Origin of the sequence: Candidatus Palauibacter sp. (genome assembly GCF_965208055.1) — a bacterium.
In the GTDB taxonomy this organism is placed as follows: domain Bacteria; phylum Gemmatimonadota; class Gemmatimonadetes; order Palauibacterales; family Palauibacteraceae; genus Palauibacter.
In genome coordinates, this window is sequence record NZ_CBDBNY010000004.1 from 1,693,775 (window position 1) to 1,710,064 (window position 16,290).

Annotated in this window: 10 protein-coding genes and 1 pseudogene; 6 read left to right on the forward strand and 5 right to left on the reverse strand. The window is 69.6% G+C overall.

Annotation, left to right across the window (positions count from 1 at the left end; translation table 11 throughout):
- Window positions 1-3: 3 nt before the first annotated feature.
- Entirely contained in the window at window positions 4-2,409 is a 2,406-nt protein-coding gene (ppsA, locus tag ACOGXI_RS07580) for a phosphoenolpyruvate synthase (RefSeq protein WP_419938263.1), read from the reverse strand.
- A gap of 77 nt (window positions 2,410-2,486) precedes the next feature.
- Here ppsA and ACOGXI_RS07585 point away from each other — a divergent pair, with 77 nt between their 5' ends.
- Together ACOGXI_RS07585 and ACOGXI_RS07590 are read left to right on the forward strand one after the other, a co-directional pair.
- Window positions 2,487-3,323: a pyruvate, water dikinase regulatory protein gene (locus tag ACOGXI_RS07585; RefSeq protein WP_419938264.1), complete on the forward strand. Its 837-nt coding sequence runs from the start codon at window positions 2,487-2,489 to the stop codon at window positions 3,321-3,323.
- 53 nt (window positions 3,324-3,376) lie between these two features.
- A complete protein-coding gene (locus tag ACOGXI_RS07590; protein WP_419938265.1) occupies window positions 3,377-6,772 on the forward strand; it encodes an amidohydrolase family protein in 3,396 nt (1,131 codons plus the stop codon).
- 5 nt (window positions 6,773-6,777) lie between these two features.
- On the opposite strand, the gene ACOGXI_RS07595 is transcribed toward ACOGXI_RS07590, so the two are convergent.
- The gene (locus tag ACOGXI_RS07595; RefSeq protein ID WP_419938266.1) at window positions 6,778-7,641 is read right to left on the reverse strand and encodes a creatininase family protein; all 864 of its coding nucleotides are present in this window, start codon (window positions 7,639-7,641) and stop codon (window positions 6,778-6,780) included.
- Between the two features lie 175 nt (window positions 7,642-7,816).
- Here ACOGXI_RS07595 and ACOGXI_RS07600 point away from each other — a divergent pair, with 175 nt between their 5' ends.
- The 3 genes and pseudogenes from ACOGXI_RS07600 to ACOGXI_RS07610 all read left to right on the forward strand — a co-directional run bounded on the left by ACOGXI_RS07600 (window position 7,817) and on the right by ACOGXI_RS07610 (window position 11,486).
- Complete coding sequence (locus tag ACOGXI_RS07600; protein ID WP_419938267.1) at window positions 7,817-9,505, forward strand: amidase family protein; 1,689 nt, start codon at window positions 7,817-7,819, stop codon at window positions 9,503-9,505.
- A pseudogene (gene tesB / locus ACOGXI_RS07605) lies at window positions 9,502-10,353 on the forward strand (acyl-CoA thioesterase II); the annotation flags it as partial. The gene ACOGXI_RS07600 and the pseudogene tesB, both read left to right, overlap by 4 nt.
- A 92-nt stretch (window positions 10,354-10,445) precedes the next feature.
- Entirely contained in the window at window positions 10,446-11,486 is a 1,041-nt protein-coding gene (locus ACOGXI_RS07610; RefSeq protein WP_419938268.1) for a peptidyl-alpha-hydroxyglycine alpha-amidating lyase family protein, read from the forward strand.
- Window positions 11,487-11,502: 16 nt separating this feature from the next.
- On the opposite strand, the gene ACOGXI_RS07615 is transcribed toward ACOGXI_RS07610, so the two are convergent.
- Complete coding sequence (locus ACOGXI_RS07615) at window positions 11,503-12,567, reverse strand: carboxypeptidase regulatory-like domain-containing protein (RefSeq protein WP_419938269.1); 1,065 nt, start codon at window positions 12,565-12,567, stop codon at window positions 11,503-11,505.
- Window positions 12,564-13,889 carry an aspartate aminotransferase family protein gene (locus ACOGXI_RS07620; RefSeq protein WP_419938270.1) on the reverse strand — a complete coding sequence of 442 codons (1,326 nt, stop codon included), beginning with the start codon at window positions 13,887-13,889 and terminating at the stop codon, window positions 12,564-12,566. The genes ACOGXI_RS07615 and ACOGXI_RS07620 overlap by 4 nt, the downstream gene beginning before the upstream one ends.
- Before the next feature lie 110 nt (window positions 13,890-13,999).
- Here ACOGXI_RS07620 and ACOGXI_RS07625 point away from each other — a divergent pair, with 110 nt between their 5' ends.
- A complete protein-coding gene (locus ACOGXI_RS07625; RefSeq protein WP_419938271.1) occupies window positions 14,000-14,968 on the forward strand; it encodes an aldo/keto reductase in 969 nt (322 codons plus the stop codon).
- A 37-nt stretch (window positions 14,969-15,005) separates the two neighbouring features.
- Here the strand turns inward: ACOGXI_RS07625 and ACOGXI_RS07630 are convergent, their stop codons facing one another.
- Window positions 15,006-16,157 carry an isoaspartyl peptidase/L-asparaginase gene (locus tag ACOGXI_RS07630; protein ID WP_419938272.1) on the reverse strand — a complete coding sequence of 384 codons (1,152 nt, stop codon included), beginning with the start codon at window positions 16,155-16,157 and terminating at the stop codon, window positions 15,006-15,008.
- Window positions 16,158-16,290 lie beyond the last annotated feature (133 nt).

A 16,290-nucleotide genomic window follows, 5' to 3' on the forward strand; every position in this document is an offset into this window, starting at 1 on the left:
TCGTCAGACTTCCTCCCCGGCGAGGAACATCCACGTCTCGACGGCGGTGTCGGGGTTGAGCGACATGCTCTCGATCCCCTCCTCCACCAGCCAGCGCGCGAGGTCGGGATGGTCGGACGGTCCCTGCCCGCAGATCCCGATGTACTTGCCCGCCTTCGCACAGGCGCGGATCGCCATCGAGAGCGTCGCCTTCACCGCGGCGTCGCGCTCGTCGAACAGGTCGGCGATCAACCCGGAATCGCGGTCGAGGCCGAGGGTGAGCTGCGTCATGTCGTTCGACCCGATCGACATCCCGTCGAAGTGTTCGAGGAACTCGTCGGCGAGGAGGGCGTTCGAGGGCAGCTCGCACATCATGATGAGCCGCAGCCCGTCCTCCCCCCGGGCGAGGCCGTTCTCCGCGAGGAGGTCGACGACGGCCCGGGCCTCGGCCACGGTGCGGACGAAGGGGACCATCACCCACACGTTGTCGAGCCCGATCCCCCGGCGAACCCGCCGCAGCGCGCGACATTCGAGTTCGAACGCGGGACGGAAGCTCTCCGATACGTAGCGGGACGCGCCGCGGAAGCCGAGCATCGGGTTCTCCTCGTACGGCTCGTACCTCCGGCCCCCGATGAGGTCCGCGTATTCGTTCGACTTGAAGTCGGACAGGCGCACGATGACGGGCTCGGGGGCGAAGGCCGCGGCGATGGTGGAGATCCCCTCGGTGAGCTTCTCGACGTAGAACTCGACGGGATCGGCGTAGCCCGCGTGCTGGGTGCGGATTTCCTGCTGGAGTTCGGCCGGCAGGTCGTCGAAGTCGAGCAGGGCCTGCGGATGGACGCCGATCATGCGGTTGATGATGAACTCGAGCCTGGCGAGCCCCACCCCGTGGTTCGGGATCGAGGCGAAGTCGAACGCCCGGTCCGGGTTCCCCACGTTGAGCATGATCTTGAGCGGGATCTCCGGCATCGCGCCGAGTCGAATCTCTCCCTCCTCGAAGTCGAGCATCCCCCGGTAGACGTACCCCGCGTCGCCCTCGGCGCAGGACACCGTCACGTCCCCCGCGTCGGCGAGTTGCACCGTCGCGTCGCCGCAACCCACGACGGCGGGAATGCCGAGTTCCCGCGCGATGATCGCGGCGTGGCAGGTTCGGCCGCCGCGATTCGTGACGATGGCGGCGGACAGCTTCATCATCGGTTCCCAGTCCGGGTCCGTCATGTCGGTGACGAGCACATCGCCGCGCCGGAAGCGTCCCATTTCGGAGGCGGACGCGATGACGCGCGCCGGGCCGCCCCCGATCCGTCCGCCGATGCTGCGCCCCTCGGCGAGCACCCGGCCCCGTTCCTTGAGCGTGAAGCGGGAGATCACGCCGCCCGAGCGGCTCTGCACGGTCTCCGGGCGCGCCTGCAGGATCCGCAGACCGCCGTCGACGCCGTCCCGAGCCCACTCGATGTCCATGGGGCGCCCGTAGTGGTCCTCGATGAGGAGCGCCTGGCGGGCCAGTTCGTGCACCTCATCGTCCGAGAGCGAGAATCGGTTCCGGTCTTCCTCGGGAACATCGACGGTCTCGACCGAGGCGGCCGCCGGGTCCCGGCCCGCCGCGCTCCGGCTCCCGGCCCCGGCGCCCGCGTAGACGAGCTTGATCGCCTTGCCGCCCAGGTTTCGCCGGAGGATGGCGTGGCGGCCCGCGCGCAGGGCGGGCTTGTAGACGTAGAACTCGTCCGGGTTCACGCCCCCCTGCACGACCGTTTCGCCGAGACCGTAGGCGCTCGTGATGAACACGACGTCCCGGAATCCCGACTCGGTGTCCAGCGTGAACAGCACGCCGCTCGATCCCTTGTCCGCGCGCACCATGCGCTGGATGCCGACCGAGAGCGCGACGTCGCGATGCGCGAACCCCTGGTGGACGCGGTAGGCGATCGCGCGGTCGGTGAACAGCGAACCGTAGACCTCGTGGACCGCCGCGAGGACCGCCTCCGCGCCGCGGACGTTGAGGAGCGTGTCCTGCTGTCCCGCGAACGAGGCTTCCGGCAGGTCCTCGGCCGTGGCGGAAGACCGCACCGCAACGGAAACGTCCCCGCCGGAGGCGTCGCCGCCCGCGCCGAGTTCGCGGTAGGCGGCCTCGATCCGGGCGGCGAGCGCCGACGGAAGCGGCGTGTCGGCGATCCAGCTCCGGATCTCCGAGCCCGCGCCGGCGAGCGCCCCCAGATCCTCGACATCCAGCGCGTCGAGCACGGCGTGGATGCGGTCTCCGAGGCCGCCCGAGAGGAAGTCGCGGTAGGCGCGGGCCGTGATCGCAAAGCCGCCGGGAACCTCCACTCCGGCGGCCGAGAGATGGGAGATCATCTCGCCGAGCGAGGCGTTCTTTCCCCCGACCGAATCGAGATCGGCGAGTCCGATCGACTCGAATGGCGCGATATACCCGGACACGGCGACTCCCAACCCCGGCCTCCCGGCGACCCTGAAAGGTTGTCTCAGGCGAACTTAAGCCGGAGAATCAGCGTACGATGACCCAGCGAACGGTTTTCTTCGTCTCCGACCATTCGGGCGTCACGGCCGAGACGCTCGGCCAGAGCCTGATCGCGCAGTTCGACGCCCTCGACTTCACGAAAGTCACCGTACCATTCGTCTCCACCGTCGACAAGGCGAAACGGGCGGCCCGGAACATCAACGCCGCCGCGAGGGCGCAGGGGTCGCCGCCCATCGTCTTCAGCACGCTCGTGAAAGAGGACGTGCGGGCCGCCGTGCGCGACATCGTGGGACGGACGGACGCCCTCTTCCTCGACTTCTTCGACTCCTTCCTCGCCCCGCTCGAGAAGGAATTCGGGCAGAAGTCGCAGCACGCGATGGGCGTGTCGCACGGGATTCAGAACTACCGGGAATACGACCGCCGCATAGAGGCGATGAACTTCGCGCTGTCCCACGACGACGGTTCGAACGCGCAGGGATACGACCGGGCGGACCTCGTCCTGACCGGCGTGTCGAGATCGGGAAAGACCCCGACCTGTCTGTATCTCGCCCTCCAGTACGGCGTGTTCGCCGCGAATTACCCTCTCGCGGGAAGCGACCTGGAGGAGCGGCGCGTCCCGTCCGCCCTCTCGCCGCACCGTGACAAGATCTACGGGCTCACGATCGAGCCCCGGCGACTGGGGGAGTTGCGAAGCGAGCGCGGGATCGGCCGCCGCTACGCCTCGCCCCGCCAGGTGAGCTTCGAAGTCCGTCAGGCGCAGTCGCTATTCGAGCGCCTCGACATCCCCTTCATCGACGCGACGCGCTGCTCGATCGAGGAGCTGGCGAGCCGGATCCTCGACGCGACGCGCCTCGAGCGCCGCACGACATCGTGACGATGTCACGACACCGTGACGACTCCGTAACTGCCCCTTCAGGAGGTCCCGCCATGTGTGATTCCCGCACCGACCCGGCTCCCGCCGCCCGCTCGGCTTCCGCCGGCGTGTTGGCGCTTCTCTGTCTCGCGCTTGCCGCGCCCGCGGTCGCCGCGCTCCCGCAGGAAGGCGACGTCGCGCCGGCCTGGGACGTGACCGCGCCGCTCGGCGAGACGCGCGAGATCGATTTCACGACGGACGAGGGGACGTGGATGTCGATCGACCTCGAGCCGGGGGGTGAATGGCTCGTGTTCGACCTCCTCGGGCACATCTACCGGCTTCCGGCGGAGGGGGGCGAGGCCGAGGTGCTCACGCAGAACACCGGCGTGGCGGTCAACTATCACCCGAGCCTGTCGCCCGACGGGTCCACGATCACCTTCATCTCGGACCGCGGCGGGCAGAGCAATCTGTGGCTGATGGACGCGGACGGGTCGAACCCGCGGCCGGTGTTCGAGGACCAGGGGCTGCGCGCCTGGGAGCCCGCCTGGAGTCCCGACGGCCGGTTCATCGCCGTGCGGCGCTCCTCGACGCGGCGGGGCGGGGGCGGTGCGCCGCCGGGGCTGTGGATGTACTCGCGCGACGGCGGCGAGGGCGTGCAACTCGTCGGCTCGGACTATTCCGGCGCCCAGTGGCCGTCGTTCTCGTCGGATGGGGCGTCGCTCTACTTCCACTTCCGGGCCGCGCCGACGGGGCTGTGGTCCGGCCGGCTGGACATGACGCAGGGACACAAGCAGATCCGGCGGCTCGACCTCGAGACCGGGCGGGTGGATGAGATCACCTCCGGGATCATGGTGCAGCAGGGACAGACCTCGAGCGGCGGGGCGATCGCGCCGGAGCCTTCGCCGGACGGCCGCTGGCTCGCCTTCGCGCGCCGCATCCCGGATGGGACGATCTCCCACGACGGGCATCGGTTCGGGCCCCGGACGGCGCTGTGGCTGCGCGATCTGGAGACGGGGGCCGAACGCGTCCTCATGGACCCGATCGAGGTGGACATGGCGGAGGGGATGAAGGTGACCCGCGACCTCCCGGGGTACGCGTGGGCCTCGGACTCGCGCTCGATCGTGGTTTCGGCGGGCGGGAAGATCCGCCGCGTGGACCTCGACGGCGCCGTCGCGACGATCCCCTTCACCGCCCGCGTGCAGCGCACGATTTCGGAGATGGCGGGGCGCCCGCAGATGGCGCTGGGCGAGACGTTCAAGGTGAAGTTCCCGCGCTGGACCGCCTCCTCGCCGGACGGCGGCCGGCTCGCCTTCCAGGCGGTGGGGCGGGTGTGGACCATGGACCTGCCGGACGGGACGCCACGGCGGCTCACGCCGGATTCGTTCGGGCCGTTCGAGATGGCGCCCGCGTGGTCGCCGGACGGGCGCTCGATCGCCTTCACGAGCTGGGCGGACGCCGACCAGGGTCACGTGTGGCGGGTCTCCGCGGACGGGGGCGAGCCGCAGCAACTCACCACGCAGAGGGGCGAATACCTCAACACCGCGTGGAGCCCGGACGGCCGGGACATCGTCGTCACGCGGGGGTCGGGAGCGACGAGCCACGGCCGGACCGTGGCGAGCAACCAGTTCTTCGACTTCGTGCGCGTGCCGGCCGAAGGCGGCGACGCGACGCTGATCACGAAGGTGGCGCGGCCCTACGGGGGCGGGCGTCCGCTGATGCCGCGGCGGCCCGTCGCGCAGGCGTCGTTCGGGCCGGACGGACGGCTCTTCTATCCGGAGGCTCTGGGGCCCGACGACGGCGAGCCGGCGGGGACGGAGATCGCCTCCATCCGCCTCGACGGGAGCGACCGCCGGGTCCACTTCACGCTGCCGGACGCGGACGAGGCGGCGGTGTCGCCGGACGGGGCGTGGCTCGCCTTCCAGGAGGGCGACAACGTGTACCGGATGCCGTTCCCCTACGGCGGTACGGGGTCCAACATCGTCCGCATCGCGAAGCGCAACGGCCAACTCCCGGTGACGCAGGTGAGCTTCGAGGGCGGGATCCATCCGCGCTGGCGCGACGCGAACACGCTCGAGTTCGTGAGCGGCCCCCGCTACTACACGCACGACCCGAACAGCGGCGAGACGGTCGAGACGCCGATCGACCTCGAACTCCCGCGCCACATCGCCCGCGGGAGCGTCGCCTTCACCGGTGCGCGGATCATCACGGTGGAGGACGGCCGGGTCATCGAGAGCGGCGACATCGTCGTGCGGAACGGCCGCCTCGCCTGCGTCGGCGACTGCGACACCGCCGGCGCGGACCACGTGATCGACGCCTCCGGCACGACGATCATGCCCGGCCTCATCGACATGCACGCACACCATCACCGCGACCACCTGGGCGTGATCCCGCAGCGCAACTGGGAGTCCGCGATCTACATGGCGTACGGGATCACGACGACGCTCGACAACTCGCAGTGGTCGTCGAACGTCTTCCCCGCCGCCGAACTCGTCGAGGCCGGGGCGATGATCGGCCCGCGCACCTACAGCACAGGGGATCCGGTGTACTCGGGCGACGGGGCGCGCCAGAACGAAATCACGAGCCGGGAGGTCGCCGACCAGAACGTCGCGCGCCTCGCGTCGTGGGGCGCGGTGATGATCAAGGAGTACTTGCAGCCGCGGCGCGACCAGCGGCAGTGGGTCACGGAGGCGGCCCGCGAGCGCGGCCTGCGCGTCACCGCCGAGGGCGGCGACATCGAGTACAACATGGGCATGATCATGGACGGCCACACCGGCTGGGAGCACCCCATGAGCTACGTGCCCCTGTACGGCGACGTGGCAAAGTTCTTCGGCCACGCCGACGCCGTGTACTCGCCCACCTTCATGGTCGGCGGCCCCGGCGCCTGGAACGAGGAGTACTTCTTCCAGACGTACGAGGTGTGGAAGGACGAGAAGATGCGCCGCTGGCTCCCGTGGCGGATGCTCATCCCCTCCACCCGGCGCCGCATGATGCGCCCGGAGACGGACTACAGCTTCCCCCTCCTCGCGCGCGGCCTCGGCGACATCATCGAGGAAGGCGGCTGGGGGGCGATCGGGTCACACGGCCAGTTGCACGGCCTCGGTTCCCACTACGAGGTGTGGATGGCCGCGGCGGGCACGGACGAGATGACGGGGATCGAGATCGGCACGATCCACGGCGCCCATTTCCTGGGTCTGGAGCACGAGACGGGATCGCTCGCGGAGGGCAAGCTGGCGGACTTCATCGTCCTCAACTCGAACCCGCTCGACGATATCCGGAACACGGCGGACCTCCGTCTCGTGGTGAAGGACGGGATCGTGTACGACGCGGACACGCTCGACGAAGTATGGCCCGACCCGAAGCCGTTCGGCGATCATTACTGGTTGGATGAGGACGCCCTCATGAGCGACGACCGTCCCACCGACTACTGGGACCGGCGGCCGGAGGGCGGCGACCCCGATCCCCGGAACTGACATTGTCAGTCGTTGCCGTCGATCGAGCGACGGATGGCGCGGGCGGTGATCTCGGCGCGGTAGTCGACGAGTCGTCGCCCGTTCTCGATCGTCCGCTCCACCGGTGAGAGGTCGACGCCGTTGATGGAGAAGAGGCCGGCCTCCAGCCGCTGATCCGCGCGGATCGTGTTCGGATCGACCGTCGCCATAATGGACGAATAGTGATAGTCGTCGTGGTACTCGTTGCGGGTCGCCACGCACTCGTCCGGTTGCTGGAATATCTCCAGTTCCTCCTTCAGATAATCGCAACTGTAGATATCTTCGGTATAATACTCCGGGATGAAATGGACGCGGGCCGGACTGTCGGCCCAGGCCGCGTTGAGGGCGGCGGCCACGTTCTCCATGCCGCTCACGTTCCCGCCGCTGTCTCCGATGAGGACGAGATGCTCGAACCCGTGCGCGGCGAGGCTGCCCAGCACATCCGTGAGCATGGCCTCGAACGTCTCCTGCCGGACGCTGATCGTGGCGTGGTACCGCATGTGTCCGGAGGGCGGATCGATGTTCCCCTCCGGAACCAGCTTGATGACCGGGGCGACGAGGGCGTTCCCCAGTTCGCGCGCGATCGCCTCCGCCGTGGCCTGCAGCACGAAGTTGTGCTTGCCGCTGGCCAGGTAGGGACCGTTCTGTTCGATGCCGCCGGTGCCGATGATCGCGGTCGTCATCCCGTCCGCGAGGGCGTCGCGCACCTCCATCCACGTCATCTCCTCGATCCACACGGTGTCGAGCCGGTCGATCGGGCGGGGGGCGTCCAGGTCCTGAGCGTGGAGCGGGGCTGCGGCGACGGTCGTGAGGGCGACGAGAGCGGAAGCGGCGAGGATTCTGCTGAACACGGCGGTCTCCCGGGATCGAGGCTGCGACGGACAGCGGGTCATCCCTTACTATACGGCGACGACAGGGCGAGATTCGAGGTCCGCATCGGAGTCCAGGGAATCGGAGGATCCCATGAGGTCAGCTCAAAGCGCCAACCCCCCCTCCGTGAGGGCGGGATTTCGGCTGGCGGGCGTTGTGACTGCGAGCGTCCTGCTGGTCGGAATTGCGGCGGCGTGCCGCGGCCCCGCGCCCGAGGCGGAGCCGTTCGACGTGGTGGAGGCGACGATTCCGGACATGCAGGCGGCGATGGAGAGCGGACAGCTCACGTCGCGGCGGCTCGTGATGGAGCACCTGGCGCGGATCGCGCGCTACGAGTGGCAGCTCAACGCGGCGGTCTCGATCAACCCGAATGCCCTCGCGGAGGCCGAGGCGCTCGACGCGGAGCGGGCGGCGGGCAACGTGCGCGGGCCGCTGCACGGCATCCCGGTCGCGCTCAAGGACAACATTCACACGACGCACCTCCCGACGACGGGCGGATCGCTCGCCTTCGAGGGTTATTTTCCGCCGTACGAGGCGACGCTGACGACGAACCTTCGCGAGGCGGGCGCGATCATCATCGCGAAGGCGGGGCTCACGGAGTTCGCGAACTTCATGGCTGGACCGCCGAACCAGATGCCGGGCAACTACAACGCCCTCACGGGTTACGGTCTCAACCCCTACGATCCGCGCCGCGACCCGCGGGAAGACCGCAACGACGGGCGTCCGGCGCTCACCACGGGCGGCTCCAGTTCGGGGATCGGGACGGCCGCCAGCTTCTGGGCCGCGAACGTGGGGACGGACACGGGCGGATCGATCATCAGCCCCTCGAACGCGAACATGCTCGTGGGCATCCGGCCGACGATCGCGCGCGTCAGCCGCTGGGGCGTGGCCCCGGTGACGCTCGATCACGATATGGCGGGACCGATGGCTCGCACGGTGACCGATGCGGCGATCATGCTCGGGGCGATGGAGGGGGCCGCGCCCGACCCGAACGACGCTGCCACCGCGCGCTGCGAGGCGCCGCCGGGCCGGGACTACACGCCGTTCCTGAACGCCGACGGGCTGGAGGGCGCACGGATCGGGATCCCCCGGTCGTTCTACTACGAGCCGGTCGAGGTCGGAGCCGAGGCAATCGGCGGCCTCGGCGACGAAGCGGCGGCGCTCATGGCGGAGGCGATCTCGATACTCGAGGCCGCGGGCGCCGTGGTCGTGGACCCGGCCGAGGTCCCCAGCTTCGTCGACCCCGACCCCGGAGCCAACTTCAACACGTGGCCGCTCTGCATCGGGGGACACCAGGCGAAGGGGTCGGACGAGGGGTGTTCGGTCAACTTCAAGTACGGGATGAAGCGCGATTTCGACGCGTGGCTCGCCTCGCTCGGACCGTCGGCGCCGGTCAGGACGCTGACCGAGCTTCGGGAGTGGAACCTCGCGCACCGCGACGCGGGGTCGATGAAGTACGACCAGTCGCGTTACGACATCTCCGACGAGATGGATGTCGAAGCGGACCGGGCCCGGAACGCGGCGGACATGGCGAAGGATTCGGTGCTGAGCCAGACGCGGGGGATCGACGCCGTGCTGGAGGAATACGACCTCGACGCGATCTTCACGCCGGGAAGCCGGGGAGCCGCGCTGGCGGCGCGGGCGCAGTACCCGCACATCGTCGTGCCCTTCGGCTTCGTGCCCAACGCGCCGACACCCCCCTTCCCCGAGAGTTTCGACGCCCGGCCCGCACCGTTCGGGATCGGGTTCACCGGGGCGGCCTGCAGCGAGCCCCGGCTCATCGAACTCGCCTACGCCTTCGAGCAGGCCACCCTCCGCCGCGTACCGCCGGAGAGCTTTCCTTGAGCTACACCGCGCGGGATCTGGTCGACCTGTTCGACCTCGAGCCGGTCGAGCGGAACATCTACCGCGGGCAGAACCGGGATATCGGCTCGGGCCGGATCTTCGGGGGACAGGTACTCGCCCAGTCGCTCGTGGCGGCGCGCCGGACCGTCGAAACCGAGGACCGGGCGGCACACTCGCTGCACGGATACTTCATCCTCGCCGGGGACCTGGAGATTCCGGTCGTCTACTTCGTGGACCGCCTGCGCGACGGGCGGAGCTTCACCACGCGGCGCGTGACGGCGATCCAGCACGGGCGCGCGATCTTCAACATGTCCGCCTCGTTCCACAAGACGGAGGAGGGCATCTCACATCAGGACGAGATGCCGGAGGTGCTGCCGCCCGAGGCACTCGAGTCCGAGATCGACATCATCCGGCGGAACGCCGAGCGCGTCCCTGAGCCGCTCCGCTCGCTGCTCACGCAGGACCGGCCGCTCGATCGGCGTCCCGTGGCCCCGCTCGACCCCTTCAAGCCGAAGCCGGACAGGCCCGTCCGCCGGGCCTGGATTCGCACGGTAGGAGATCTGGGCGACGACCCGCTCGACCACCAGGCCGTGCTCGCCTACGCCTCCGACTACGGGCTGCTGCGCGCCGCGCTCGTGCCGCACGGGCGTACCTTCTTCGACCGCGACCTGATGGGCGCCTCGCTCGACCACGCGATCTGGTTCCACCGTCCCTTCCGGGTCGACGACTGGCTCCTGTACGTCACGGAGAGCACGACCGCGGGCGGCGCGCGGGCGTTTACGCGCGGGAGCTTCTTCACGCGGGAAGGGGCGCTCGTGGCCTCGGTCGCCCAGGAGGGGGTGATCCGAACCGGCGGCCGGCCGGCTTCGGCCGGGAAGCCCGCAACCGATGAGGGAGACGACAGGGGAGACGGCAGGGGAGACGACAAGGGAGACGACAAATGACACGGCGAATCACACGACTCTTCTTCTTCCTCGGTCCGGTGTTTGCGGCGTGCGGCGGCGCCGCGGACGGAGGCGACGCCGCGGACGGCGCGGCGCAGCAGGTGGAGCCCGTCAACGACCTGCCCGGTCCTTACGAGCGCATCGAACCCTGGGCGGAACTGCCCCCGGGCGCGGTGCAGTGGGGACAGGTCACGGGCGTCGAGCAGGGACCCGACGGCCATCTCTACGTCATGCACCGCTGCTTCGAGAACAGCTGCGCCGACCGGCCCGAAGACCCGATCGTCAAGTACGACCTGTCCGGCCGGGCGCTCGCTTCGTGGGGCGCGGGTCTGTTCAACTATCCGCACGGGTTCCACGTCGACCATGAGGGGAACGTCTGGGCGACGGACGCCCGCGGAAACGGGGAGCTTGGACACCAGGTGTTCAAGTTCAGCTCAGACGGCGAACTCCTGCTCACGCTGGGGCAGGCCGGCGTCGCGGGCCTCGGGCCCGACGTGTTCAACCAGCCGACCGATGTCCTCGTCCTTCCCGGCGGCGACCTCCTCGTCACGGAGGGGCACGGCGAGGGCAACGACCGCGTCGTGCGATTCAGTCCCGAGGGGGATTTCCTGGACGCTTGGGGCGGGCCCGGTTCGGGGCCCGGCCAGTTCAGCACGCCGCACGCCATCGCCAGGGACTCGCAGGGCCGGATCTTCATCGGCGACAGGGCGAACAACCGCATCCAGATCTTCCTCGAGGACGGCACGTTCGTGGAGGAATGGAAGCAGTTCAGCCGTCCGAGCGGGATCTTCATCGACGACGACGACACGATCTACGTCGCGGATTCGGAGAGCTGGGGGCCGAACAACCCCGGCTGGAAGAAGGGGATCCGCATCGGGAGCGCGCGCGACGGCTCCGTCTCGTACTTCATCGAGGACATCGAGTCCACGACGATCGAGCACAGCGGCGCCGAGGCCGTGGGCGTGGATGCGGAGGGAAACGTCTACGGCGGCGTCGTCCGCCGGCGCATGCTCGAAAAGCACGTGCGCGTGAGGTAGAGGGACCGCGGCGCGGCTATTTCGTCCAGATCACGACAGCGCCGCAGCGCGCGTCGTATCCGCCGAACTCGGGCGGCAGCTCGCCGGGCCCCTGGTACACCTCGATGCCCCCGACCTCCACCGGCAACACCAGCGAGTCCAGTTCCCGGACCGGAATCGGAGAACCGTCGAGATAGGCGCTGAGTTCACAGCCCCCGGGCGTGAACCCTCCGGATGCCCTCGAACTCTCGACCCAGCAGTCGCGGAACCCGGAGCCGGGGCACCGAAGGCGGATACCGGGCGCGTCGGCCAGCATGTGCGAGACGCGAACCGGACGCCGGCGATCGATGTCCTCCAGCGTGAAGTACGTCCCGCCGCCGAGCAGTTCGCCGAAGTACTTGCGATCGTAAAACCCGTTGATTTCCAGCCGTCGCGGTCGGCTCGCGGTCACGACGAGCGGTTCCATCTGCACCGGCGCGGGCACGAGCCCGACCTGGAGTTCCGTGCTCAGTCCGCGGACCACCGTCACCTCATAGCGGAGGGAAGCGTAGCCGATCCTTTCGACCTCGAGCAGGTGCGACCCGGCGGGCACCCCGGTGAGTGCGAACCGGCCCTGGCGGTCGCTCTGGACCTCCGCGGGCCGGCCGGTCAGCGACACCGTGGCCGTCGCCACCGGATCGTCCGTCGTCGCGTCGAGCACGCGGCCCACGATCCTGCCCGGCTCGGCGTCTCCGAACAGGACGCGCAGGTGGACTTCGTGTGCCATGCCCGGCTCGAAGGCGACGACCGCCTCTTCGCTCGAATCGTCCCCGAACTCCGCCCACAGCGTGGCCGCCCGCGCATCGCCGGGAACGCAGAGCGAAAACGCCCCGTCGACCCCGGCGGGTTCGCGCACCGGCCTCAGCACCTCATCGGCGGTCCAGCGGAGGACGATCGTGGCTCCGGGGAGGACGAGAGCCCCGGACTCCTCGGTCACCAGCACGTGAAGCGACGCCCGCTCTCCGCACTCCGTCGTCTCCTGGCCTGCGGCCGAACCGGCCGCCGTGGTCAGCAGCCCAAGAACCAGGGGCGCCGCCGTCGTGATGGGGACCTTGCCGGTCACGCGAGCGCCGCGTCGATGGCGGCGGCGTGCCGCCCGAGGAAGGCGTCGAACTCCGCGACCAGCGCGTCGCAGTCCTCGTCATCGTGCGCCAGCGAGACGGTGACGAACCCCCGGCGGGCCACGTAGAACCCGGCCAGCAGCATCTCGAGCTGGAAGAGGTCGCGGGCGGCCATCGGCGTGTGGGCGACGTCGGCGCGGCGGCGGATCGGCCTGCGCTGGAAGTGGACCGTCATGATCGAACCGCGGCCCGTGACCTGCACGGGCGCGTCCCTCGCCGCCGCGACCCCGTTGAGGGCGGCGCGCAGAGCGTCTCCGCGCACCGTCAGCCGGCGCACCGCGTCGGGCGTGAACACGTCGCGCAGTCCCGTGAGGCCCGCCGCCATGGTCAGCGAGTTGTTGTTGTGCGTGCCGGGATGGCTGAGGTGATGCTCCCGGCGCGGATCGAAGCGGTCCATGAGATCGGCGCGTCCCCCGAAGGCGCCGAAGGAAGCGCCGCCCCCGAGATACTTTCCGAACGTCGTGAGATCGGCGTGAATGTCGAGCGCTCCCTGCAGGCCGCCCGGGGCGAGCCGCGACGTCTGGACTTCGTCGAAGATCAGCAGGACGCCGGCCCGGCGCGTCGCATCCGCCAGCGCCTTCAGAAACACCCGCGTCCCGGGGATGCACCCGCCGCCGGCGAGCATGGGCTCGACGAGCACGCAGGCAAGTTCGGTCGCCCGCTCCGCGATGACGGATCGCGCGGACTCGGCATCGTTGTAGTCCGCGACGGTCCACGGAAAGGGCACGTTGAGACGCCGGTCCGGGCCGGTGAAGTTCAGGGGCCCGCCGTGGTACGCCCCGTCGAACACGAGCACCCCTTCCCGGCAGGTCACGGCGCGCGCCAGACTGACCGCCATGAGGTTCGCCTCCGTCCCCGAATTCGTGAAGCGCAGGCGGTCGACGGACGGAAAGCGGCGGCAGATGAGTTCGGCGAATTCCTGCTGGTTCGGGCTCGGGGCGCCGAGGGTCAGGCCCCGTCCCGCCGCCTCCACGATCGCGGCGCGGATCGCGGGGTTCGAGTGGCCGTAGAGCCCGGCCGTGTAGTCGTTGAGGAAGTCGACGTAGACGTGCCCGTCGAGGTCGTGCAGCCGCGACCCTTCGCCACGGACGATGGTGACGGGGAAGGGGTCGTAGTGGTTGACCGTTCGCGTGTCCGCCCCCGGCAGGTAGTTCGTCGAGCGCTCGAAGCTCGCCTGGCTCAGGGGATTCGCCGCCGCGTAGCGGGCCGCCGCGTCGGCCGCGAGTTCCTCCAGTGACCGCGTCTGGACCGGGCCAGTCGTCATCTGTTCCGTCCCGCGCTCGGGTTCTGCTACCTTGCCGGTGCCACCCGGTGCGCCCCGGGTGAGGGGGCGTTCCCCGGACACTGGCTCCCTACGGGAGGATACGAAAGATCGTGGAGAGACGAAAACTCACCCATACCGCCCTCGAGGTGTCCCGCGCCTGCATGGGCACGATGACGTTCGGGTCGCAGACCGACGTCGAGGCCGCCGCGGCGATGGTCGACCTGTGCCTCGAGCGGGGCGTCGACTTCTTCGACACCGCGAACGTCTACAACCAAGGTTTGTCCGAAGAGATCCTGGGCGAAGTCCTCGGGGACCGGCGCGCGGAGATCGTCCTTGCAAGCAAGGTGTGCAATCCGATGGGAGACCCCGTCGAATACTCGGGCCTCTCGCGCGACGCGATCCGCCGCGGGATCGAGGACTCGCTGAGACGGCTCCGGACGGACTATCTCGACATCTATTACCTGCATCTGCCGGACCATGAGACGCCGATAGAGGAGAGTCTCGCCGCGCTGGAGGAGCTCCGACTGGAGGGACTCATCCGTTATCCGGCCACATCCAACTACAGTGCGTGGCAGATGGGCGAGATGTTCTCGATCTGCGAGCGCGAGGGCTGGGCCAAGCCGTGGATCGCGCAGCCGATGTACAACCTCGCCGCGCGCGGAATCGAGCAGGAGTACCTCGCCTTCACGAAGCGCTACGAGATCTCGAATATCGTCTACAATCCGCTCGCGGGCGGGCTGCTGACCGGGAAACAGCGGTCGGCGGCGCCGCTGCCGGGGACGCGCTTCGACGGCAACCGGATGTACCTGGACCGCTTCTGGCACGACGAATACTTCCACGCCGTGGCCGAGGTCGGGACGATCGCGCGGGACGCGGGTCTGACGCCGGTGGAACTCGCCCTGGGCTGGCTGCGCGCGCAGGAGGGGGCAGACTGCATCATCCTCGGGGCGTCACGAATGGAGCACCTCGAGGAGAACCTCGACGCCTTCGACGCGCCGCCGCTCGACGCCGAGGCGCTCGCCGCCTGCGACGCCGTGTGGGCCCGGCTTCGGGGGCCGACGCCGGCCTACAACCGCTGAGGCTCGAGCCCGCGCGCGAACCACGCTCCGGGCGCCGTTACGCGTCCCGGGGCGAGCCCTCCAGGAGACCCTCGAGCGGGCGCTCCTCCGCCCCGTTCTCCGTGCAGACGGCGTAGTGCGTCTCCGCGGAGCCGTACATGGCGACGCCGGCCGTCTCCCCCTGTTTGTCGAGGAGGAAGAAGCGGACGTCGAAGTTCGGCAGGCCGCGCGCGTTGAGGAGCCGCGACTCGACCGTGTTCGACTGGATCCGCTCCAGCGTGGCCACGCCCGCATCGAGCGGGCTCATCCCCTGACGCATGAACTCGACGGCGAGGAACGACGAAAGGTTGTAGAGGTTCGCCTCGCCCCGGCCCGTCGAGCCGACGGCGCCCACGTCGTTGTCCACGTAGAGGCCGGCGCCGAGGATCGGGGAATCTCCCGTTCGCCCGGGGATCTTCCACGAGAGGCCGCTCGTCGTGGTGACGCCGCAGATGTCGCCTTCCGCGTTCACCGCGTTGCAGTTCGTCGTCCCCCAGAACGAATGCGCCGGGATCAGGCCATCGTCGACCATCGAGAGGCCGGCTTCGAGCCGCTTGCGGGGATCGAGCCAGTGGCCGGGGTCGATGCGACGGCGCCATTCGAGCCACAGGGTGCGCGACGCCTCCGTGTTGAGGTCGTCCTCGATCTCGAACCCGAGTTGGCGCGCGAACGCCTGGGCGCCGGCCCCGACGAGCAGGTGGTGGTCGGTGAGCTCGGCCACCGCCTTCGCGACGAGCGACGGAGTGCGGACGCCCTCGAGCGCCGCGACGCCCCCCGCCCAGCGTCGGGGTCCGTGCATGCAGCACGCATCGAGCTGGACGACGCCGTCCGCGTTGGGGAGTCCGCCGTAGCCGATCCCCATCTCCGTCGGGTCGTTCTCGGGGATGTTCACGCCCGCCGTGAGGGCGTCGAGCACATCCTCGCCCTCGACGATGCCGCGGAAGGCGCGCTCCACCGAGCTTTCGGATCCGCCGTTACGGAAGCGGATCCCGCTGAGATCGGAGATGACGATGGGCCGGGCGGCCCGCGAACCGGCGATCGCGGGCGCCCCCGGGCGATTGGAGGCTCGTGGCGGTCGACTCTCGGCGGCCGCGGCGGCGGGAGCGGCCACGGCGGCCGAAGCCAGACCCGCGGCGGCGGTCCGAACGAAGTCGCGGCGATCCATGCTCATGGCTCTCATCCTCGCTTCCAGGGTGCGTGAGCTCTCAACATACTATTCTCGGTAGCTTTGGGGCCCGCCTCACGTACGTTGACGCTTCGAGCCCGGTCGTGACGCCCGAGTTGCCCCTCCCCACGCTCCCGCG